Genomic DNA, 20067 nt, shown 5'->3' with positions numbered 1-20067 from the left:
CGCCAGGCAGGTCGATAGTGTCTGTTTTTCCAGACAATTAAATAACATGACACAATCTGCACTCTCCTCTGCGTTAAAGGTCGGCGCGCTGCTTCTGCTGCTGATCCTGATCTATACCGGTCTGTATACGCTGGACCGCATCACCTGGCTGATGGAAGTGACGCCGGTCATTATCATCGTGCCGCTGCTTCTCGCCACCCAACGGCGCTACCCGCTGACCCCCCTGCTCTACACGCTGATTTTCTGGCATGCCATCATCCTGATGGTGGGCGGAATGTACACCTACGCTAAAGTGCCCGTTGGCTTTGCTGTACAAGATATGTTGCACCTGAGCCGCAACCCGTACGACAAGCTGGGGCACTTTTTCCAGGGGCTGGTTCCGGCGCTGGCGGCGCGGGAGATCCTGGTGCGTGGCGGCTACGTTACGGGCCGCAAGATGACGGGCTTTCTGGTGTGCTGCGTTGCGCTGGCGATCAGCGCCACCTACGAGCTCATCGAGTGGTGGGCGGCGCTGGCGATGGGCCAGGGCGCGGATGATTTCCTTGGCACCCAGGGCGATCAGTGGGATACCCAGTCCGATATGTTCTGTGCCCTGCTCGGCGCGCTGACGTCGGTGCTGCTGCTTGGGCGATGGCATCAGCGCCAGATTACGCCTTCAGACTGATACCGCTTTCTGCCAGCACGCCCATCTGGCAATACATGACGCAGGCGGCACTGATAATCGACATCGCCAGTGCCGCCCCGCTCCCTTCGCCGAGGCGCAGATCGAGATACAGATAGGGGGTCAAGCCGAGATGTTCTAACGCCCGCTGCGTCCCCTTTTCCGCCGAGCAGTGCGACGGGATGCAGTAATTTTTCACTTCAGGCGCAAGCTGGCAGGCGGCTATCGCTGCGGCACAGGAGAGAAAACCGTCCAGCACCACCGGCAGCCCGCAGGCTCCCGCGCCGAGGATCGTCCCGGTCATCCCCACCAGATCGTAGCCACCCACTTTCGCCAGTACGTCGATGGCATCCATGGGGTCAGGCTGATTGACTGCGATGGCCTGCCGGACCATCGCCTCTTTATGCGCCATGCGATCTGCTGGCAGGTTCGCGCCGATGCCCACCACCTCGTGTGGATCGCAGCCGCACAGCACGCTGATAATAGCCGACGCGGGGGTAGTGTTGGCAATGCCGAGCTCGCCGGTACCAAACACCGAGATCCCCTCAGCCGCACGTTTTTGTACCAGCTGTGCACTGCGCAGCAGCAGACGTTCGGCATCATTACGACGCATCGCTGGCCCCCGGGCGATATTGCCACTCCCGCGCGCCACCTTCAGATTCAGCATTCCGTCAATCGCTTCACAGTCGATGCCGATATCCACCGGCAGCACCGAGGCGCCGTTACTTTTCGCCAGCACGCAGACCCCGGAGGTGCCTTTCAGCATGTTCAGCGCCTGCAGATGGGTCACCTGTTGCGGGCTGATGGCCACCCCTTCCTGATAGACGCCATGATCGGCGCACATCACGATAATCTCTTTTTGCAGGTTGTCGAGCAGGGTTAACCCCGGCATGCCTGCCAGCTGGATGGCCAGCGTCTCCAGACGGCCCAGGCTATTGAGCGGCTTTACCAGACCATCGATATGCCGCGCCGCCTGCGCCTGCTTGTTCTTATCCAGCGGCCGAATGGCAGCCACCAGTTCCTGAATTGTCTGCATGCGTGTTGTTCTCATTCTTCGGTCCGGAAAGGGCTCCGGTCATTAAAAGCGCGTAACATCATAAAACCGTCGCGATTTTCCACCATCGTGTACGCATCCTGCTTAAACGGGAAATGCCATAACGATTCCGTCGGCATCTGTAACCAGTGGGCCAGCAGCAGGCTGAGCACCCCCTGGTGCGCCACAATTAACATATCGCCCGGCGACTGACGCAGGGTTAACTCCTCCGCCACCGCCTTAACCCGTTCGGCAAAATGCGCAAACGGCTCACCGCCGCTGGGGGTGGCGTTTTGCCAGTCATCCATCCAGCGCTGCCAGGCTTCGGGCTCCTCTTCGGCGATGTTGCTGAAGTGGCGCATCTCCCAGCGGCCAAAATCGATCTCGTTAAGTCGCGGGTCTAACCCGGTGACCGGGACGATCAGCTGTGCGGTCTGCTGGGCTCGCTGCAGCTCGCTTGAAAGCGCATGGCTGAAGGAGACCTCCGCCAGCAGGCCGGCCACGCGCGTACTTTGCTCAATGCCCAGCGGCGTCAGGGGAACATCGGTGCTGCCGTAGAACAGGCCGCTGGCGTTGGCCGCAGTTTGCCCGTGGCGAACCAGAAAAAATCGCATGCGTTACACCCACAATAAGGCCAGCAGAAACACCATCTCGGCGGTCTCTGCCAGCGCACCCAGCGTATCCCCGGTCTGTCCGCCCAGACGACAGCGGATATAGTGCACCAGTCCGTAGCTCGCCATCGCGGTGACCAGCAGAGCCGCCAGCCCGTGGATGCCCGCGATCAGCCCCACCGCTATCGCCCCGCCCAGCAGCGTGAACACCGTTTTACGCAGGCTCACCTGGCCGATATAGAGACTGCCCATCCCCTCGCCCTCTCGGGCGTAGCGCTGACCGTACATCCCCAGCACCAGCACGGCGCGCCCGGCGATGGGGGCGCAGACCAGCAGCGAGAACCACTCCCTGACCGGAAGCTGCGCCAGGGTAAACACCGCGCAAACTTTAATCAGAATGGAGAACACCAGCGCCAGGCCACCAAAGGTGCCCAGCCGGCTGTCCTTCATGATCTCGAGCATCCGCTCCCGGGTGCGGGCAGAGAAGATGCCATCGCAGGTGTCGGCCAGCCCGTCAAGATGGAACCCACCGGTCAGCAGCACCAGCGCCAGCACATACGCCGCGGCAGCGAGGTAAATGCCGCCCCCGGTCTGGCTCACCACCAACGCTACCAGCGCGGCCAGCACGCCAATGATAGCGCCAAGCAGAACAAACCAGGGCACCCCGCGGGCAAGCTGGCGAAATTCTACGCCGTCGGTCCATTTTTCCGGCACCGGAATACGTGACATCAGGCGCAGCGTCGCCCATAACATCGCCAGGTTCATTTAATCTTTACTCCAATCCCTGAGACCACCAACCAGACCTCTTCCGCCGCCTGGGCCAGTTTTTGATTCGCCCGCCCGGCGATATCGACAAAGTGCCGAGCCAGTCGGTTTTCCGGGGTAATGCTCATTCCCAGCTCGTTGGTGACGATGTACACCGGGGCGCGGGTCTGCAGGCAGGCGACAATCAGCGCATCGATCTGCTGCTGCAACGCAACCTCCAGCGCCGTAAAATCCAGCGTATCAGGATCGCTCCCGCCCGAGGCGTCGTACAGCAAGTTCGCCAGCAGCGTGGTGATGCACTCGATCACCACCGCTTCACCAGGACGCACCTGCTGGCGGATAACCGCGCCCAGATCGCGATAACACTCCAGCGTACGCCAGTGATCAGGCCGCTGGGCGCGATGCCGGGCAATGCGCACCGCCATTTCATCATCGGTTACCGTGGAAGTGGCGATGTATAACACCTGTGAATACTGGCGGGCGACCAGCCCCTCGACGTGGGCACTTTTACCGCTGCGCGCCCCACCGGTCACAACAATCATTCCCTGTACTCCTGATGCTCACGCATGATCTGATAAATCTTCGCTATATCAATGTGCTGGCGCATAGCCTGCGCCAGACGGTCGAACTGCTGTGCTTTATAGCTGGCGTATTGTGGCGCGGATCCGAGAGGAAGTAACCCCTTTCGCGCCCGCAGACTATCGACCAGGGAGCGGGTAAAGGTGTCGTTGTCGAACAGACCGTGCAGATAAGTGCCCCATACCAGCCCGTCGTCGCTTACGGCACCGTCAGCCACCACCCGCTCTTTTTGCAGCCACAGCGCCGGTTGCGTCCCGTCGGCGCGCGAGGTTTGCCCCATATGGATCTCATAGCCGTGTAATGTCATCCCGGAGAGCGGCGCCAGCCAGCCCGGCAGCGCGGGGGCCATCTGAGCGCTGACCTGGGTAGTGGTTTTGTGCGGGGCAAACTGCGTGATGGTGTTCAGCAGCCCCAGCCCAGGCATGCGTCCGAGGCCGGACTCCACGTCATCAATCAGGGTTTCGCCCAGCATCTGATACCCGCCACAGATGCCAAGCAGCGGTACAGCCTCGCGGTGTCGCTTTAGCAGTGCCTGGGCCATGGCGCTTTCGCGCAGCCAGGTGAGATCGTTGAGGGTGCTTTTACTGCCCGGGAGGATCAGCAGATCGGCGCCCGCCAGCTCCTGTGGATAGCTGACGTAGCGCACCCGCACATCCGGCTGCGCCGACAGGGCGTTGAAATCGGTGAAGTTGGCGATATGCGGCAGATGCACCACCGCGATGTCAATCTCGCGAGTCTGACGGTGGCGCCCGCTTTCACGCTGGAGCGCTACGCCATCCTCCTCGTCCAGGTCGAGATCCAGCCACGGCATAACGCCGAGCACCGGCACGCCGGTTAATGACTCAATCTGCTGTAGCCCGGAAGAGAGTAGCGCCATGTCGCCGCGAAATTTGTTGATGATGATCCCTTTGACCCGCCACCGCTCATGTTCCTGCAGTAACGCCAGGGTGCCGTAAATGGCGGCAAACACCCCGCCACGATCGATATCCGCCACCAGAACCACCGGGCACCCGGCGATCTCCGCCATTCCCATATTGACGAGATCCCGATCGCGCAGGTTGATCTCCGCCGGGCTCCCGGCCCCTTCGAGCACCAGGATCTCAAATTCCCGGGCCAGGCTCTGATACACCCCGGCGACCTGCTCGCGCAGCTGCGGCTTGAAGTTGTGATAGCGGACGGCATCCATATTGCTTGCCACTTCCCCCATCAGCACGACCTGGGCCTGATTGCCTGCGGAGGGTTTGAGCAGGATGGGGTTCATCCGCACATCCGGCACGATACTGGCCGCTTCGGCCTGCATAATTTGCGCCCGGCCCATCTCTTTGCCGTCCGGGGTGATCCCGGAGTTCAGCGCCATGTTTTGCGCTTTAAAGGGGGCGGTGCGCCAGCCATCCTGATAAAAAATGCGGCACAGGCCCGCGGCCAGCACGCTTTTGCCCACGTCGGACGCGGTTCCCTGCAGCATTATTGCCTGGGTCATGCACTCTCCTGTTGATGAAACCCCGACAGCGCTATGAGTGCGAATCGGCATACTGCTTAACGGCCGCCATCGTTTTCTGAATGTGCGTCTCGGGGTTGCGGTCGGTGAAGCTCAGCAGAATTTTACCATCGGGGGCGATCACGAAAGAAGTGCGGCCGGAGAGAGTTTTACCGTTGAGTTGCATCAGCGTCTGGTATTTCGCTGCCACCTTCGCGCCGGGATCGGCCGCGACGGTAAATTTATCGCGGCACTCTTTTTTGGAAAATTCATCCACCTGTTCGACATTCCCGGCCGTCACGCCCACCACGCTGGCCCCCAGTTTGTTGAAGTCATCTGTCGCCTTTGCAAAGGCGTTCGCTTCGATGTTGCAACCCTTGCTGAACGCCGCAGGGAAAAAGTAGAGCACTAACGGCCCCTTTTGCAGCGCCTGCTGCAGGGAGAAGGTGAGGGGTTTGCCCGCCAGCGCCCCTTGCAGGGTGAAATTTGGTGCCTGGCTGCCCGCTTCAAGCGCGGCAAGGACAGGAGTAACGAAGACAGACAGCGACAGCACCACTGCCGCAGACAGGCTTGCGAAACGTTTCATGGTTAGCTCCGGGAGAATGAAAGGCTCACTGAAGAATAGCCCGAAACGCCTTGCCCGGCGGCGAGGGATGTGTGGCCTGATGCCCTCTCCTGGAGGGAGAGGCCATCAGCATCTCCTTTACGCCTTAAACAACCAGCAGGCTGCGAAATGGTCGGGGGCAATCTCCTGCATCGCGGGCGCCTCGCGTCGACATACCGGCATCACGTGCGGGCAGCGGCTGCAAAACTTACAGCCTGGCAGTACCGACGTCGGGCCGGGGATCTCCCCGCGCAACGTCGCCTGTTCCAGATTGCGGATCCGCGGATCGGGCTGCGGCACCGAGGCCAGCAGCGCCCGGGTGTAAGGATGCGCCGGATGCTGATACAGCGCGTTGGCTGGGGCTACCTCCACCAGCTTGCCGAGGTACATCACTCCGATACGCGTCGAGATGTGGCGCACCATCGACAGATCGTGAGCGATAAACAGATAGGTCAACCCCAGCTCCTGCTGCAGATCCTGCAAAATGTTCACTACCTGGGCCTGCACCGAAACATCCAGCGCCGACAGCGGCTCATCGCACAGCACAAACTCCGGGCGTACCGAGAGCGCGCGGGCAATGCTGATGCGCTGACGCTGGCCGCCGCTGAACTCATGCGGGAAGCGCTGCAAATGCTCCTGCCTCAGCCCCACTTTATAGAGCAGAGTTTCGGTTCGCTCCCGCTGCTCCTCCCGGCTGTAGCCGTGGATCTGCATCGGTTCCGCCACCAGCTGCTGCACGGTCATCCCCGGGTTCAGCGATGAGTATGGATCCTGAAAAATCGCCTGCATTCGCTTACGCAGCGGCTTAAGCTGTTTTTCACTGGCCTGTGCGATCGCCTGCCCGGCAAAGTGAATCTCACCGGACGTGATATCAAACAGCCGCAGAATGGCGCGCCCGAGAGTGGATTTGCCGCAGCCGGACTCCCCCACCAGGCCAAAGGTCTCGCCTGGCTGGATGTCAAAACTGACGCCGTCTACTGCTTTGATTGCCACCCCTTTACGCAGCAGGCCGCCATTAAGGGTGAAGTGTTTATGCAAATCCCGCACGCTCACCAGCGGGGCGCGTGGTTTGCTCATGGCTGAACCTCCTTATCGGCCAGTAGCCAGCACGCGGCGCGATGCTCTGTTCCCTGACGGTAGAATCGGGGCTGACGCGCGCACTGCGGCATCCGCTTCGGACAGCGTTCCGCAAACGGGCAGCCCGGCGGCGGATTCAGCAGGCCCGGCGGCGAGCCTTCGACAGGCGACAGGCGATGGCTGCTCTGCTCCGGGTGCGGCAGCGAGGCCAGCAGGCCCTGAGTGTAGGGGTGCGCCGGGCGATAAAAGATATCCTCCACGCTGCCCTCCTCCATTACCAGCCCGCCATACATCACCACAACGCGACTGCATACCTGCGCCACCACGCCCAGATCGTGGGTAATGAGCAGGATCGCGGTGTGGGTTTTCTGCTGCAGGCTTTTTAGCAGACGCAGGATCTGCGCCTGGATGGTGACATCCAGCGCGGTGGTGGGCTCGTCGGCAATCAGAAGTTTGGGATCGCAGGAGAGCGCAATGGCGATCATCACCCGCTGGCGCATACCGCCGCTGAATTCGTGGGGATACTGCCCGTAGCGACGCTCCGCCTCGGCGATCCCCACCTGCTCCAGCATGGCGATGCTCGCCGCTTTCGCCGCTTTTTTATTTAAGCCTTTATTACGCATCAGGATCTCAGACATCTGCCTGCCGATGGTGACCACCGGATTAAGGGCGGTCATCGGATCCTGAAAAATCATCGCGATCTGGTTGCCGCGGATCGCACGCATCTGTTCCGGGGTTTTCTGCGCCAGATCGTCATGGTTAAAGCGGATCTGCCCCCCGGTGATGCGCCCGTTGCTGCCCAAAAGCTGAATGATCGATTTGCAGGTGACGCTTTTGCCGCAGCCGGATTCCCCCACAATGCCAACCAGCTCTCCCGGCTTAACGTGGAAGCTTACTCCGCGCACCGCGTGGACATCGCCATCGCGGGTGCGGAAGGTGGTTTGCAGGTTGTCGAGTTCGAGTAAGTTACTCATCGCGGTTTGCTCCCGGCTCAAAGGCGGTACGGAACACGTCGCCCAACACGTTAAAGCTGAACACCGTCAGCAGGATCAGAATGCCAGGGAACATCGCCAGCCAGGAGGCCTCGCCGATATACGACTGAGCGTTATTGAGCATGCTGCCCCAGGACGCGGCAGGCGCCTGTACGCCCAGCCCGAGGAAGCTGAGGGTCGATTCCATCAGAATGGCCGAGGCGATATTCAGCGTGGCGGCGACGATAATCGTCGGCAGCACGCCCGGGATAATGTGGCGCAGGATAATCCGCAGCGGGTGTTCCCCCGAGGCGCGGGCGTAGAGCACATATTCGCGCTCTTTAACGGACAGCGTTTCGGCCCGCACCAGCCGGGACATGTTCATCCACGTCAGCAGGCTGATGATCGTGATGATGTTATCCACGCCGGGCTTCAGGTACGCGTTGAGCACCAGCAGCAGAAAAAAGGCCGGGATCGCCATCAGAATATCCACCGCGCGCATCATCAGGTTATCCAGCCAGCCGCCGAAATAGCCGCTCACCGTACCGACCAGAGTGCCGATCAGGGTGGAGAAGACCATCGCCAGACAGCCCACCATCAGCGAAATCTGCCCGCCGTACAGGGCGCGGGTGAAGTAGTCGCGTCCGTACTCATCGGTGCCAAACCAGTGGGCGGCGTCGGGCGGCAGGGTGCGCGCCCCCAGCGCCATCTGGTCCGGATCGTATGGACTTAAGCCCGCACAGAGTGCCGCGACGACAAAAATAAAGAGCACAAACAGAGAGAACTGCGCCGGACGATTGCGGCGCAGCTGGTGACGAACCTGTTGCCAGCGTCTGCTCATCCGGGTTACCTCAGGGTGCGAATACGGGGATCGGCGAAGCGATAAAGCACATCGGCGATCAGGTTACCGACGATCAGCATCAGCGACGACAGCATAATGATCGCCATGATCAGCGGGTAGTCGAGGGAGGTGATCGACTGGATCCCCAGCAGCCCCATCCCCGGCCACGAAAAGACGCTTTCGGTAACGTAGGCTCCCACCACCAGCTCGCCAAACGACAGGCCGAACAGGGTGATTACCGGTAGCAGCACGTTTTTCAGCACATGGCGGAACAGGATCCCGGAACGCGTGGCGCCATAGGCCAGCTGGGTCTGCACATAGTCGGCAGAGAGCTGGGAGAGGGTATTGGAGCGGATGTAGCGCACGTAGCTGGAGAGATTATAAAAGGTGAGCGCGATGCACGGCAGCACGCCGTGACGCACCACATCCAGCCAGTTATCCTCCATGCCGATGGTGCGCATCCCCATGCTGGGAAACCAGTTGAGCTGCACGGCAAAGACGGTGATCAGCAGAATGCCAAACCAGAAGATCGGCACCGAAATGCCGATATAGGCGAACAGGTTCAGCAGATGATCCAGCCAGCGGTGCTTAAACGCGCCGGCCAGCAGCCCCAGCGGAATGGCCAGCACAATCGCCATCAGCAGCGAGGCGCCCATCAGCCCAAGCGTAGCCGGAATGCGTTCGCCAATCATCACCAGCACCGGGCGATGGTAGATCAGCGAATAGCCCAGATCGCCCTGCAGAATGTTTTTCAGCCACAGAAAATATTGCGTTACCAGCGGCTTATCCAGCCCCAGACTCTGGCGAATACGCTCGATATCCTCTGGCGCCATACGCGGCGTGATATAGGCCGCCACTGGATCGCCAGGGGCGAGCTTGACCAGCAAAAACGCCACCAGCGAGATAAAGAACAGCATCGGTATGAGTTGCAGCAACCGACGCGTGAGTAATGTGTTCACGACATGCCCTTACAACGACTGATCCCACAAAAAGCCCCGGTCTTATGACCGGGGCAACAGCTTATTGTTGATAGATTTTTGACAGATCCTGGAACATATAAACCGGCTTCGGCTCCGCCTCTTTGGTGCCGCCGAAGCGTTTATCCACCGCGACGGTGGCGTTGGTATAAGCGATTGGGTAGTAGGTCATGTCGTTGGCCACGGTCTGCTGGATCTGCTTGTAGATTTCCGCACGTTTGCCGGTATCGGTTTCCACCGCGCCTTTATCCCACAGGGCATCAAACTGCGGGTTCTTATAGTGCGCGTAGTTATAGGCTTCGTTGCTCATAAACAGCGATTTGTAGCCATCCGGCTCGGCACCCATGATATAGCCGCCGAGGTTCAGCTCCCATGCGGTGTTGTTCATATCCAGGCTGCGCTGGGACATGGCGTTGGAATCCAGCGGCATCAGTTCCACGTTAACCCCAATCCCCTTCAGCGCCTGCTGAATATAGAGCGCCTGGCTCTCCTGGGTTTTGTTGGTGTTCACATAGGCCAGACGCAGCTTGAGGTTTTCCGGCGCGCCGGAGGTTTTCAGCAGATCTTTAGCTTTCTGCTGATTGAATGTGTACTGCTCAACGTCGTCAGTCTGGTAGAGCGTATCCGGCGTCAGGAACGAGGTGGCCGGTTTAGCGTAATCCAGAGAAGTGAACGCGGTCTGGGTCAGCTCATCTTTGTTGATGGCGTAAGCGATGGCCTGGCGCAGTGCTTTACTCTTCATCACCGGTACGTTCTGGTTGAAGGTCATATAGGCCAGGCGCCCTTCCGGATAGACCACAAAATCAAACTTGCCGGTGTTCTTCAGGCGTGACACATCCTGCGGATCGACCATCTTAAGGTTGATTTCACCGTTTTGCAGGGCCAGGTTGGCGGAGTTGCTGTCTTTGGCGAAACGGTAGGTCACGGCATCGAGCTTCGCTTTGCCGTTCCAGTAGTCGTCAAAGCGGGTCAGGGCGTAGTACTGCCCGGCGCGGTACTCTTTAAATCTGAACGGGCCGGAGCCGACCGGCGCATCGTTTTTGCTGCTCTTTTCCAGATCCGCTTCATCAGCAAAAACGTGCTGCGGGATAGGGTAGATCTGCACCAGGGTGCCGGTAAAGGCAGCGCTTACCTGCGGCAGGGTGAACTTCACGGTGCGATCGTCCACTTTGCTTACCGCCACCGGCTTGCCGCCAAAGGTGAACATGCTGCGGAAGAAGCTGTGCTGTTTCTCGTCCAGCAGCTTATTAAAAGTGAACACCACGTCGTCGGCAGTCAGCGGCTGGCCGTCCTGCCATTTCAGATTCGGTTTTAAGGTCAGGGTATAGCTGAGGTTATCGGCGGACGGCGTCAGGCTTTCGGCGAGACCCCATTCGATGTTGCCGTCGTTAAAGCTGTACAGCGGGGCATAGAGCGCCTGCATAATCGTCAGGGTAGTGCGATCGCTGGCATACAGCGGGTTCACCGCTAACGGGTCGCCGGAGGTGATGCCGATAATCAGGGAGCCGCCCTCTTTCGGCGCAGCCTTGTTAGCGGCTGGCGCTGACGCGGTCTCTTTATTTTTGGCATCATCACAGCCTGCGGCAACCAGCGCCAGGGCGACCAGAACAGCAGATACTAATGGCTTACGCATATCTCACTAACTCCTTGCCTTGAAAGTTTTTTTAACTGCTCATTTTTATTTTTTACCGATATCTGTTTGCGCATCATATTCAGCTTCCGCCGCTTTCGCATTAACAATGAAAATGCGATTTTCGCTTAAGCTTATAACGAAGTTGATATATATAAGCGCATTGCGGAATAGCACATAACCTTATGCGCTCAGTTCGTTAAACCGTTCACGGAACTCCTGCTAAACTGCCTCAACACATCCGCAAAAAGGCAGATCAACATGTCCGATAATCACTACCAGCCAGCGAAAGTCTGGGAATGGAAACAGAACAACAGCGGCGGCGCGTTCGCCAGCATCAACCGCCCGATCTCGGGTGCCACCCATGAGAAAACCCTGCCGGTCGGCTCACATCCGCTGCAGCTTTATTCTCTGGGCACGCCCAACGGCCAGAAGGTCACTATTCTGCTGGAAGAACTGCTGGCGCTGGGCGTCACCGGCGCGGAATATGACGCGTGGCTGATTCGCATCGGCGAGGGCGATCAGTTCTCCAGCGGTTTTGTTGATGTGAACCCCAACTCCAAAATTCCGGCCCTGCGCGACCACTCCACCACGCCACCGACCCGGGTGTTTGAGTCCGGCAATATCCTGCTTTATCTGGCGGAGAAATTCGGTCACTTCCTGCCAAAAGATCCCGCAGGCCGGGTTGAAACCCTGAACTGGCTGTTCTGGCTACAGGGCGCCGCGCCGTTCCTCGGCGGCGGTTTCGGTCACTTCTATCACTATGCGCCGGTGAAAATTGAGTACGCGATTGACCGCTTCACCATGGAAGCCAAACGCCTGTTCGACGTGCTGGATAAGCAGCTGGCGCGTGGTCGCTACGTGGCGGGCGAAGAGTACAGCATCGCCGATATCGCCATCTGGCCGTGGTTTGGCAGCGTGGCGCTGGGCCAGGTCTACGGCGCGGCCGAATTCCTCGATGCCGAAAGCTACAAGAACGTCCAGCGCTGGGCGAAGGATGTCGCCAGCCGTCCGGCGGTGAAGCGCGGGCGTATCGTCAACCGCACCAACGGTGAGCTGAACGAGCAGCTGCATGAGCGCCATGCGGCGAGCGATTTTGATACCAATACCGAAGACAAACGTCAGGCGTAATCTGTTTACGGCCTGATGCCCTCACCCCAGCCCCTCTCCCACAGGGAGAGGGTGCAAACACCCTAAACGGCAAAATTACGCGCCGAAACCCGCCTGTTGCAAAATTGTTTTTGACTTATCCGACTGTAAAAAATCCGCAAGCGCCTGCCCCTGGGACCTCATCACCGCACACGCATACGCCGCACAAGGGTTAAAGGGATCCGGGATGTCGATGACCGAGAGTCCTGCGATCTCCCGCAATCTTGCCGCATAGCTGGCATAGCCGATAAAGATCTCGGCCCGCCCTTCAAGGATAATCCACTCTGCCGCAAGCCGACCCGTCGGAACAGGCAAAGAGTCTCGCCCCCCCACCAGTGCCCTCGCCCGCTTTCTTACCGCCTCGCCATCGTCACCCATCCGGGTAAAGAGCGTCTGGGTGTAATCTCCGGACGGGTCGGCGCCCGCCGTTGAGGTGGCAATGCGCAGGGCATCCCGGGTCAGCACCGAGCGCCAGTCATCGCCATCGCGCAGTACATCGCTGCGCACGGTCAGACAGAGTTTATTGCTGGCGAACGCCGCCACGGATTGCGCCCGCCCGGCCGCCAGCAGCGCCTGCGGGTGGGCTATATTCGCCGAGGCGAAAAGATCGCACGCCTCTCCCGATTCAATACGTTCCCGTAACAACCCTGCCGGGCCGAACCGGGTCTCAACCGGTTCCGGGAAGTGCGCCATTAACTGCGGCCACACCCTCCGCAGGCTGCCCGCCGCCAGTACGCGCATCAGTCGATCCCCTGATAGGTGGTGCGGTAGAAGCGCTGATACCAGTCGTTGGCTACCTTGCGCATATCCACATCCGTGAATTTCTCCGGGTAGAGCTTTTTCGCCATCCACAGCTCGCCGAGGCCCATTGCTTCCGGCATCGGATAACCCCAGGCTTTGGCGTAGTCTGGCATCAGATAAACACGCTGATTTTTTACCGCATCGATGGTCCGCCACTGGGCACCGGTTTTTATCTCGTTAACCACAGAAGGGTATCGGTCCTGGACGAAGATCACCTGTGGGTTCCAGGCAATCACCTGCTCCATCGCCACGGTTTTGAAGCCCTTAATTGTTGCCGCCGCCACGTTAACCGCACCCGCATGCGCCATCATCAGCCCGGTGTATTTCCCGGAGCCGTAGGTGGTGAGTTCCGGGTTAGCCATATACGCGCGGACCCGTTGTTCCGCCGGAATATTTTTCAGTCGGTCGCTGACCATCCTGCGGCCTTTGTCAGTGGCGTCAATCAGCGCCTTCGCTTCTGGCTGTTTATTGACAATATCGCCGATCAGAGTGATCCCTTCACGCAGTCCCCGATCGTAGGCCTGCTCTTCATCGGCCATCGTAGGGTTCATCTTCGCTTTTTCACCCGCGGCATCGTGACGCAGGGAGATGGCGACCACCGGGATGCCGAGGCTGCTGATGTTGTCGATCATCTCCTGCGGCGCGTAGTTAGTGACAAACACCACGTCCGGCTTCAGGGCCACCAGCTTTTCCGGGTCGACGTGGGTGAGATCGCCAAGCGCCGCCTTCTGGTTCAGCTCAGGGGCCAGACGCGCATAGCCGTCGCCAAGCTGTTGTTTCCAGTTCGCCATCACTCCCACGATTTTATCGGTGGCGTTCATTTGTACCAGTAAGTTCAAAGTCTGATGCTGAAGCACCACCACGCGGTTGACCTCATCGGGGATGGTTACCTGACGACCTGTCTGGTCGGTGATCAGGCGGGAGGCCTGGGAAGAGAGAGGCAATAAAGCCACTACACACAGGGTTAAAGCTTGCCAGAATTGCTGTTTCATCATGTCCTCACATTCGTTATATAAAAAAGTATACAACGATGAGGTTATGCCGTCGCGTCTTCTTTAGGCCTAAAAGGCCTTAACGCAAATCCCCCTCTTTTTTCAACATCATATTTACTTCCTCCCGCTAAACTGGCATCAATAATTTCTTTCTTCAGATTATTCGCATGTCAGAAAAGGCGCTTAAGCAGCAGATCCAGAATCTCAAGAAGCACAATGCCCGGCTTGCCAGGCTGGCGCGCGACGCCCGAAACAAGCTCAGTGCTGCGCTCGACGGGACCGGTCTCTGTTTATGGCAGCTCGACGTGCCCACCGGGAAGCTGATTATCTATAACCGCCGCTGGGGCGCCATGCTGGGTTATCAGCCCAAGGAGCTGAACGCGCAGTTTGAGATCTGGCGTGAGCATCTGCACCCGGATGATAAGCAGAACGTGCTGGATGCCTTCTACGATCATCTGCACGGCAAAACCCCCTTCTACGAGGCGCTGCACCGCATGCAGCACAAAAACGGCACCGTTACCTGGGTGCTGGACCGGGGACGGGTGACGGACTGGGATGAGAACGGCAACCCCCTGAAGGTGACCGGCACCCATATCGACATGACCAAAGAGAAGCAGTACGAAGAGCAGCTGGCCCAGCTGGCGAATCACGATCCGCTCACCGGCCTTGCCAACCGCCACGCGCTAATTAAGCACTTCGCCCGGCTCAAAGCCCAGGGGCCGCTGTGCATCGCCTTTATCGATCTGGATGACTTTAAAACGGTTAACGACACCTTTGGGCACCGCAGCGGCGATGAGCTGCTGATCCAGCTCAGCCAGCGACTGCGCGACGCCTGCCCGCCGGAAACTATCGTTGGACGGCTGGGGGGCGACGAGTTCGTGCTGCTGCTCCCCTTCCCGCTCAGCAGCCTGCAGGTGAGCAACACCGCACATAGCTGTCTGAAAGCTGCGCTGACGCCGTTCGAGCTGGATAACGGCCAGGCGCAGGTGGGTGCGTCGGTAGGCATTGACGACGTGCTGGAGCAGGATGATTTCGTCAATGCCCTGCGCCGCGCCGATCGCTCAATGTATCAAATTAAGCACACCGGCAAGAACGGCGTGGCGATTGGCCAGACGCCGCTCTCCATCATCCGTACTGGAACAGAACCATGAAAAGCACCCGTCATCAGGATCTTATCCGCCTGCTGGCGGCCTCCGACTGGCTGTCGACTGAGGCGCTGGCCGCGACGCTTGGCGTGAGTAAAGAGACGATTCGCCGTGATTTGAAACAGCTGCAGCAGCAGGGAAAGATCGTGCGCCATCACGGGCGGGCACGGGCCATCCATCCGGATCACCGCGACGGCGGCGAGCCCTTCGGCGCGCGGCTGAAAAGCCATTACGCCGACAAAGCCGATATCGCCCGTCACGCGCTGGACTGGGTCAGCGAAGGGATGACGCTGGCCCTTGATGCCAGCTCAACCTGCTTTCACCTGGCGCGACAGCTGCCGGATATCGCCCTGACGGTGTTTACCAACAGTTTGCCGATCTGCCATGAAATGGCGAAGCGCGAACGCATCACGCTGATTTGCTCGGGTGGAACCCTGGAGCGTAAATACCGCTGCTATGTGAATCCGGCCCTGGTAACTCAGCTAAAATCGCTGGAGATCGACCTGTTTATCTTCTCGTGTGAAGGGGTAGATGAGCAGGGTGTGATGTGGGATCCCACCCCGCACAGTGCCGGGTTTAAGTCACAGCTGCTGGGCCGTGCCAGCCAGTCGTTATTGCTGATCGACAAAAGCAAGTTTCAGCGCTCAAGCGAGGTGAAAATCGGCCACCTGTCGCAGGTGACGCAGCTCATCAGCGACGCCCGGCTCGCCCGGCGTTAGCCCGCCAGACGGAACTTCTGCACCGAGCGCTGTAGCTCCTCGGTCTGACGCTCCAGCGCGGCGGCCGCCGCAGACACCTGCTCTACCAGCGAGGCATTCTGCTGGGTCACGCCGTCCATCTGGGTGATCGCCACCCCAACCTGCGAAATGCCTTTGCTCTGCTCTTCCGACGCGCCAGCAATCTGCTTCATGAGGGTAGTGACGCCGGTAATGTCGCGCAGCACCGCGTCCATCGTAGTGCCGGTATCGTTCACCAGTCTGGCTCCTTCCTCCACGCGGGAGACGGAGTCGGCGATCAGCCCTTCAATCTCTTTTGCCGCGTTCGCGCTGCGGCTGGCGAGATTACGTACCTCCCCCGCCACCACTGCAAAGCCTCGCCCCTGCTCACCCGCCCGCGCCGCTTCGACCGCCGCGTTAAGCGCCAGAATATTGGTCTGGAAGGCGATGCTGTTGATGACGCTGGTGATCTCCGCAATCTTCTTCGAGCTGACGGAGATGCCGGCCATGGTATTGACCACATTTTCGACCAGCGCGCCGCCGCGGCTGGCGCTGGCCGAGGCCACATCCGCCAGCTCGCTGGCCTGGCGGGCATTATCCGCATTGAGCTTCACCGTGGCGGTGAGCTGCTCCATGCTGGCGGCGGTCTCTTCCAGCGCTGCCGCCTGCTCTTCGGTACGGGATGAGAGATCGTTATTGCCGCTGGAGATCTCCGTCGCCCCGCGCCAGATATTCTCACTGCCATTGCGGATCGTGCTCACCGCGTCGCGCAGGCTGTCCTGCATCGCCGTCAGCAGCGGCACCAGCTGGCCAACGCAGTTACGGCCAAAGGGGACGACAGGCTGGCTGAGATCGCCCTGGGCGATCTGACGAAAATGGTGGCGGAGCTGCTCAAGGGGTTTTACCAGCATTGCGACCAGGTAGCGATCGGCGAACAGCAGGATCAGCAGGCCGATAATCGTCGCCGTGATAATGACCGTGCGGGTGGTGCTGGTAAAACCATCCACCGTCACCCGGGTGCGGTCGAGGATGGCGTCAGCGGCGTTATTAAACTGCCCGGCACTCTCGCCAAAGGCACGGCTCAGCGGTGGGGTGACGTTATTCGCCTGCTGGCGATAGCCCTCCAGGTTGCCCTCCCGGGCCAGCTGCATCTGGGGTTTTACGCCGTTATCCAGCAGCGCCTGCCAGCTGGCAAGCACCCGGGAAGAGACCTCTGTATCCATAGGCCCCGGCGACAGGGTTTTCATCTCGTCGAGCCTGTTGCTCATGCTCTCCAGCGCCTTCTGCACAGAGGTGAGATCGGCCTGGCCGCCTGCCGCCTGCGTCTCCATCGCGCGGCTCAGTCGGGTGACAAAACGGAAGTATTGATCGTTGCCCTGGCTGAGCACCGTCATCTGCCTGACAAGCTGGCGGTCGACCTCATTGCCATCCGCAACGCGCGACAGCGCCCATGAGCCATACAGCCCCACGCCCGCCCACATTAAACAGAAGATACCCAGAATCGTCAGCATGACGAATCGGATCGTGAAATTACGAAATATGCGCATAACGATTTCCTTGCCTGAGGGAGATGTCGCCCGGAGGCGAGTAATACCCTCGTTATCGGCAACAAAATGCGAAGCGATACCTTTTCTTGCGTAATTTTATAAAACTTTTCATTTCTGTTTAATTAGCGTGGAAATAAAAATAAGCGCAATGCTGAATATCCCTTAAAATAATCCGCCTTTATATTTCATAAAGTTGCAGATATAAAGTATCTTCAGCCCGCAATATCCGCATAATGATCAAGGGCGAAGCATCATTTATATTCGTAATAAAAACGTCATACCCGAATGATGAATACCAGAGAAACAACAAGGGATATTACGTGAATTTGTTAAATATATGCCCGGCCGTCAGAGGGAAGCCGGGCATTTGCGGTGGATTAACTCAAATACTTCTCAAACCACCCCAGAGTCCGTTTCCATGCCAGCTCCGCGGCTGGCTCGTCATAGCGCGGGGTGGAGTCATTGTGGAACCCGTGATTAACCCCAGGGTAGATCCAGGCCTCATACACCTTGCCGTTTGATTTAAGTGCGGCCTCATAGGCAGGCCAGCCTTCATTCACGTTTTTGTCGTGCTCAGCGTAGTGCAGCAGCAACGGTGCCTTTATTTTGGCGACATCCGCCGCAGGAGGCTGCCGGCCATAGAAGGGCACCGCGCAGGCCAGTTCAGGCCAGGCGACCGCTGCGGCATTCGACACACCGCCGCCATAGCAGAAGCCGGTGATCCCCACTTTGCCAGTGGCGTCCGGGTGTTTTTGCATAAACCCGACGGCAGCAAAGAAGTCATTCATCAGCTTCGTGGGATCGACCTTCTGCTGCAGGATTTTCCCCTCTTCATCATTGCCGGGGTAACCGCCTACCGAGCTTAAACCATCCGGCGCCAGCGCAATGTAGCCCGCTTTCGCCACCCGACGGGCGACGTCTTCAATGTAGGGATTGAGACCGCGGTTTTCATGCACCACCACCACCGCCGGGACTTTACCCGTGGCTTTCGCCGGTTTGACCAGGTAGCCGCGTACCTGACCATGTCCATCCGGCGAGGGATAGGTAATGTACTCCGGCAGAATATCGGGATCGGTGAATTTCACCTGCTCTGCGAGGGCGTAGTTGGGCTTGAGCATATTAAACAGCGCCAGCGCCGTGACGCCGCCAGCCGCATAGCGGGCAGCCAGATTGAGGAACTCACGTTTGTTGATTTTACCGTGAGCGTAATAGTCGTAGTAATCGAGCAATTCCTGAGGAAAGTCTTTGGCGGTCATACGCGTCATCGCATATCTCCATGAATTGTTAGCTGAGTAAGGTTAGAATAGAAACGCTGTTTCGAAAATTAATCATCAAGAAAGGAGACATCATGCCCTGGAACGCCTCCCCTGACCGTTACGAGACGATGCAGTACCGTTACTGCGGTAAAAGCGGCCTGCGTTTACCCGCCCTGTCACTCGGCCTGTGGCACAGCTTCGGCCACGTCCACGCCCTCGACTCACAGCGCGCCCTGCTGCGTAAAGCCTTCGATTGCGGCATCACCCATTTTGATCTCGCCAATAACTATGGCCCACCGCCGGGCAGCGCGGAGGAAAATTTTGGCCGCCTGCTGCGGGATGACTTCGCGGCTTACCGCGACGAGCTGATTATTTCCACCAAAGCGGGTTACGACATGTGGCCTGGGCCTTATGGCGCGGGCGGCTCGCGCAAGTATCTGCTCGCAAGCCTCGATCAAAGCCTCAGGCGGATGGGGCTGGACTATGTGGATATTTTCTATTCGCACCGGGTAGATGAAAATACCCCGATGGAGGAGACCGCCTCAGCGCTGGCGCAGGCGGTACAGAGCGGAAAAGCGCTGTATGTTGGTATCTCATCCTATTCGCCGGAGCGGACGCAGAAAATGGCGGAGCTGCTGCGCGAGTGGAAGATCCCGCTGCTTATCCATCAGCCCTCTTACAACCTGCTCAACCGCTGGGTGGATAAGAGCGGTTTGCTGGACACTCTGGCCACCAACGGCACCGGCTGTATCGCCTTTACGCCGCTGGCGCAGGGGCTGCTGACCGGAAAATACCTGAACGGCATACCCGATGGCTCCCGCATGCAGCGCGAAGGCAAAAAGGTACGTGGCCTGACGGAAAACATGCTGACTGAAGCCAACCTGAACAGCCTTCGTTTGCTGAACGAGATGGCCCAGGCGCGCGGACAGACGATGGCGCAGATGGCCCTGAGCTGGCTGCTGAAAGATGAGCGCGTCACCTCAGTACTGATTGGTGCCAGCCGGACAGAACAGCTGGAGGAGAACGTGCAGGCGCTGAATAATCTGCACTTCAGCGAAGAGGAGCTGCAGCGGATCGACCAGCATGTGGCCGACGGGCAGCTGAATCTGTGGCAGGCGTCGTCAGATAAGTAGTGTTTGTTACTCCCTGCCGGGTGAGAGAGATCCCCGTAACAAGATGACTTGCAGAGTTCTTCCCCCTCTCCCTTGAGGGAGAGGGGGAAGATACCGCAACGG

General features: G+C 59.0%; 20 protein-coding genes. 5 read left to right on the top strand and 15 right to left on the bottom strand.

Annotated features, from left to right (window positions below; all coding sequences use genetic code 11):
- Positions 1–46 precede the first annotated feature (46 nt).
- Positions 47–664, top strand: coding sequence for a DUF2238 domain-containing protein (locus MXM41_RS18760; protein ID WP_325933633.1), 618 nt, complete (start codon positions 47–49; stop codon positions 662–664).
- Here MXM41_RS18760 and cobT read toward each other — a convergent pair.
- From cobT to MXM41_RS18705, 11 genes are all read right to left on the bottom strand, one after another.
- A complete protein-coding gene (cobT, locus tag MXM41_RS18755; RefSeq protein ID WP_325933628.1) occupies positions 648–1697 on the bottom strand; it encodes a nicotinate-nucleotide--dimethylbenzimidazole phosphoribosyltransferase in 1050 nt (349 codons plus the stop codon). The two genes, MXM41_RS18760 and cobT, sit on opposite strands and share 17 nt — an antisense overlap.
- Positions 1698–1708: 11 nt before the next feature.
- Positions 1709–2308 carry an adenosylcobalamin/alpha-ribazole phosphatase gene (locus MXM41_RS18750; RefSeq protein WP_325933627.1) on the bottom strand — a complete coding sequence of 200 codons (600 nt, stop codon included), beginning with the start codon at positions 2306–2308 and terminating at the stop codon, positions 1709–1711.
- Between the two features lie 3 nt (positions 2309–2311).
- Positions 2312–3070: an adenosylcobinamide-GDP ribazoletransferase gene (gene cobS, locus MXM41_RS18745; RefSeq protein ID WP_325933626.1), complete on the bottom strand. Its 759-nt coding sequence runs from the start codon at positions 3068–3070 to the stop codon at positions 2312–2314.
- Positions 3067–3612 (bottom strand): bifunctional adenosylcobinamide kinase/adenosylcobinamide-phosphate guanylyltransferase, encoded by a 546-nt coding sequence (gene cobU, locus MXM41_RS18740; protein ID WP_325933625.1) that lies wholly within the window; start codon positions 3610–3612, stop codon positions 3067–3069. The genes cobS and cobU overlap by 4 nt, the downstream gene beginning before the upstream one ends.
- Positions 3609–5129, bottom strand: a complete 1521-nt coding sequence (locus MXM41_RS18735; RefSeq protein WP_325933624.1) for a cobyric acid synthase — start codon at positions 5127–5129, stop codon at positions 3609–3611. Before MXM41_RS18735 ends, cobU begins: the two co-directional genes overlap by 4 nt.
- A 31-nt stretch (positions 5130–5160) precedes the next feature.
- Entirely contained in the window at positions 5161–5712 is a 552-nt protein-coding gene (locus MXM41_RS18730; RefSeq protein ID WP_325933623.1) for a peroxiredoxin, read from the bottom strand.
- A gap of 117 nt (positions 5713–5829) precedes the next feature.
- A complete protein-coding gene (locus MXM41_RS18725; RefSeq protein ID WP_325933622.1) occupies positions 5830–6807 on the bottom strand; it encodes an ABC transporter ATP-binding protein in 978 nt (325 codons plus the stop codon).
- On the bottom strand, positions 6804–7781 hold the full coding sequence (locus MXM41_RS18720; RefSeq protein ID WP_325933621.1) for an ABC transporter ATP-binding protein: 978 nt from the start codon (positions 7779–7781) through the stop codon (positions 6804–6806). The genes MXM41_RS18725 and MXM41_RS18720 overlap by 4 nt, the downstream gene beginning before the upstream one ends.
- Positions 7774–8619, bottom strand: coding sequence for an ABC transporter permease (locus MXM41_RS18715; RefSeq protein ID WP_325933620.1), 846 nt, complete (start codon positions 8617–8619; stop codon positions 7774–7776). The genes MXM41_RS18720 and MXM41_RS18715 overlap by 8 nt, the downstream gene beginning before the upstream one ends.
- 5 nt (positions 8620–8624) lie before the next feature.
- On the bottom strand, positions 8625–9578 hold the full coding sequence (locus MXM41_RS18710) for an ABC transporter permease (RefSeq protein WP_325933618.1): 954 nt from the start codon (positions 9576–9578) through the stop codon (positions 8625–8627).
- A 61-nt stretch (positions 9579–9639) separates the two neighbouring features.
- Positions 9640–11229 carry an ABC transporter substrate-binding protein gene (locus MXM41_RS18705; protein ID WP_325933616.1) on the bottom strand — a complete coding sequence of 530 codons (1590 nt, stop codon included), beginning with the start codon at positions 11227–11229 and terminating at the stop codon, positions 9640–9642.
- A gap of 258 nt (positions 11230–11487) precedes the next feature.
- On the opposite strand from MXM41_RS18705, the gene yghU reads away from it, so the two are divergent.
- Positions 11488–12357 carry a glutathione-dependent disulfide-bond oxidoreductase gene (gene yghU, locus MXM41_RS18700; protein WP_325933615.1) on the top strand — a complete coding sequence of 290 codons (870 nt, stop codon included), beginning with the start codon at positions 11488–11490 and terminating at the stop codon, positions 12355–12357.
- A gap of 75 nt (positions 12358–12432) precedes the next feature.
- On the opposite strand, the gene MXM41_RS18695 is transcribed toward yghU, so the two are convergent.
- Positions 12433–13116 carry a molybdate ABC transporter substrate-binding protein gene (locus MXM41_RS18695; RefSeq protein WP_325933614.1) on the bottom strand — a complete coding sequence of 228 codons (684 nt, stop codon included), beginning with the start codon at positions 13114–13116 and terminating at the stop codon, positions 12433–12435.
- Entirely contained in the window at positions 13116–14168 is a 1053-nt protein-coding gene (locus MXM41_RS18690; protein WP_325933652.1) for an ABC transporter substrate-binding protein, read from the bottom strand. The genes MXM41_RS18695 and MXM41_RS18690 overlap by 1 nt, the downstream gene beginning before the upstream one ends.
- Positions 14169–14335: 167 nt before the next feature.
- On the opposite strand from MXM41_RS18690, the gene MXM41_RS18685 reads away from it, so the two are divergent.
- Positions 14336–15319, top strand: coding sequence for a sensor domain-containing diguanylate cyclase (locus MXM41_RS18685; protein WP_325933612.1), 984 nt, complete (start codon positions 14336–14338; stop codon positions 15317–15319).
- Complete coding sequence (gene fucR / locus MXM41_RS18680; protein ID WP_325933611.1) at positions 15316–16032, top strand: L-fucose operon activator; 717 nt, start codon at positions 15316–15318, stop codon at positions 16030–16032. Before MXM41_RS18685 ends, fucR begins: the two co-directional genes overlap by 4 nt.
- On the opposite strand, the gene MXM41_RS18675 is transcribed toward fucR, so the two are convergent.
- Positions 16029–17576: a methyl-accepting chemotaxis protein gene (locus tag MXM41_RS18675; protein WP_325933610.1), complete on the bottom strand. Its 1548-nt coding sequence runs from the start codon at positions 17574–17576 to the stop codon at positions 16029–16031. The genes fucR and MXM41_RS18675 overlap by 4 nt on opposite strands.
- 377 nt (positions 17577–17953) lie before the next feature.
- Positions 17954–18841, bottom strand: a complete 888-nt coding sequence (yghX, locus tag MXM41_RS18670) for a YghX family hydrolase (protein ID WP_325933609.1) — start codon at positions 18839–18841, stop codon at positions 17954–17956.
- Positions 18842–18924: 83 nt separating this feature from the next.
- Here yghX and MXM41_RS18665 point away from each other — a divergent pair, with 83 nt between their 5' ends.
- Positions 18925–19965, top strand: coding sequence for an aldo/keto reductase (locus MXM41_RS18665; protein WP_325933607.1), 1041 nt, complete (start codon positions 18925–18927; stop codon positions 19963–19965).
- Positions 19966–20067 lie beyond the last annotated feature (102 nt).

This window comes from Leclercia adecarboxylata, from assembly GCF_035787115.1.
Classification (GTDB): domain Bacteria; phylum Pseudomonadota; class Gammaproteobacteria; order Enterobacterales; family Enterobacteriaceae; genus Enterobacter; species Enterobacter adecarboxylatus_E.
The sequence above is the reverse complement of the archived record's forward strand: the minus strand, read 5'-3'. Positions and strand labels throughout refer to the sequence as shown.

Coding starts and splice junctions, on each gene's coding strand:
- MXM41_RS18730 (WP_325933623.1), bottom strand. CDS start 5,712: ATGAAACGTTTCGCAAGCCTGTCTGCGGCAGTGGTGCTGTCGCTGTCT.
- cobS (WP_325933626.1), bottom strand. CDS start 3,070: ATGAACCTGGCGATGTTATGGGCGACGCTGCGCCTGATGTCACGTATT.
- yghU (WP_325933615.1), top strand. CDS start 11,488: ATGTCCGATAATCACTACCAGCCAGCGAAAGTCTGGGAATGGAAACAG.
- MXM41_RS18735 (WP_325933624.1), bottom strand. CDS start 5,129: ATGACCCAGGCAATAATGCTGCAGGGAACCGCGTCCGACGTGGGCAAA.
- MXM41_RS18690 (WP_325933652.1), bottom strand. CDS start 14,168: ATGAAACAGCAATTCTGGCAAGCTTTAACCCTGTGTGTAGTGGCTTTA.
- MXM41_RS18720 (WP_325933621.1), bottom strand. CDS start 7,781: ATGAGTAACTTACTCGAACTCGACAACCTGCAAACCACCTTCCGCACC.
- cobU (WP_325933625.1), bottom strand. CDS start 3,612: ATGATTGTTGTGACCGGTGGGGCGCGCAGCGGTAAAAGTGCCCACGTC.
- MXM41_RS18715 (WP_325933620.1), bottom strand. CDS start 8,619: ATGAGCAGACGCTGGCAACAGGTTCGTCACCAGCTGCGCCGCAATCGT.
- MXM41_RS18705 (WP_325933616.1), bottom strand. CDS start 11,229: ATGCGTAAGCCATTAGTATCTGCTGTTCTGGTCGCCCTGGCGCTGGTT.
- yghX (WP_325933609.1), bottom strand. CDS start 18,841: ATGACGCGTATGACCGCCAAAGACTTTCCTCAGGAATTGCTCGATTAC.
- fucR (WP_325933611.1), top strand. CDS start 15,316: ATGAAAAGCACCCGTCATCAGGATCTTATCCGCCTGCTGGCGGCCTCC.
- MXM41_RS18760 (WP_325933633.1), top strand. CDS start 47: ATGACACAATCTGCACTCTCCTCTGCGTTAAAGGTCGGCGCGCTGCTT.
- cobT (WP_325933628.1), bottom strand. CDS start 1,697: ATGCAGACAATTCAGGAACTGGTGGCTGCCATTCGGCCGCTGGATAAG.
- MXM41_RS18725 (WP_325933622.1), bottom strand. CDS start 6,807: ATGAGCAAACCACGCGCCCCGCTGGTGAGCGTGCGGGATTTGCATAAA.
- MXM41_RS18665 (WP_325933607.1), top strand. CDS start 18,925: ATGCCCTGGAACGCCTCCCCTGACCGTTACGAGACGATGCAGTACCGT.
- MXM41_RS18750 (WP_325933627.1), bottom strand. CDS start 2,308: ATGCGATTTTTTCTGGTTCGCCACGGGCAAACTGCGGCCAACGCCAGC.
- MXM41_RS18685 (WP_325933612.1), top strand. CDS start 14,336: ATGTCAGAAAAGGCGCTTAAGCAGCAGATCCAGAATCTCAAGAAGCAC.
- MXM41_RS18675 (WP_325933610.1), bottom strand. CDS start 17,576: ATGCGCATATTTCGTAATTTCACGATCCGATTCGTCATGCTGACGATT.
- MXM41_RS18695 (WP_325933614.1), bottom strand. CDS start 13,116: ATGCGCGTACTGGCGGCGGGCAGCCTGCGGAGGGTGTGGCCGCAGTTA.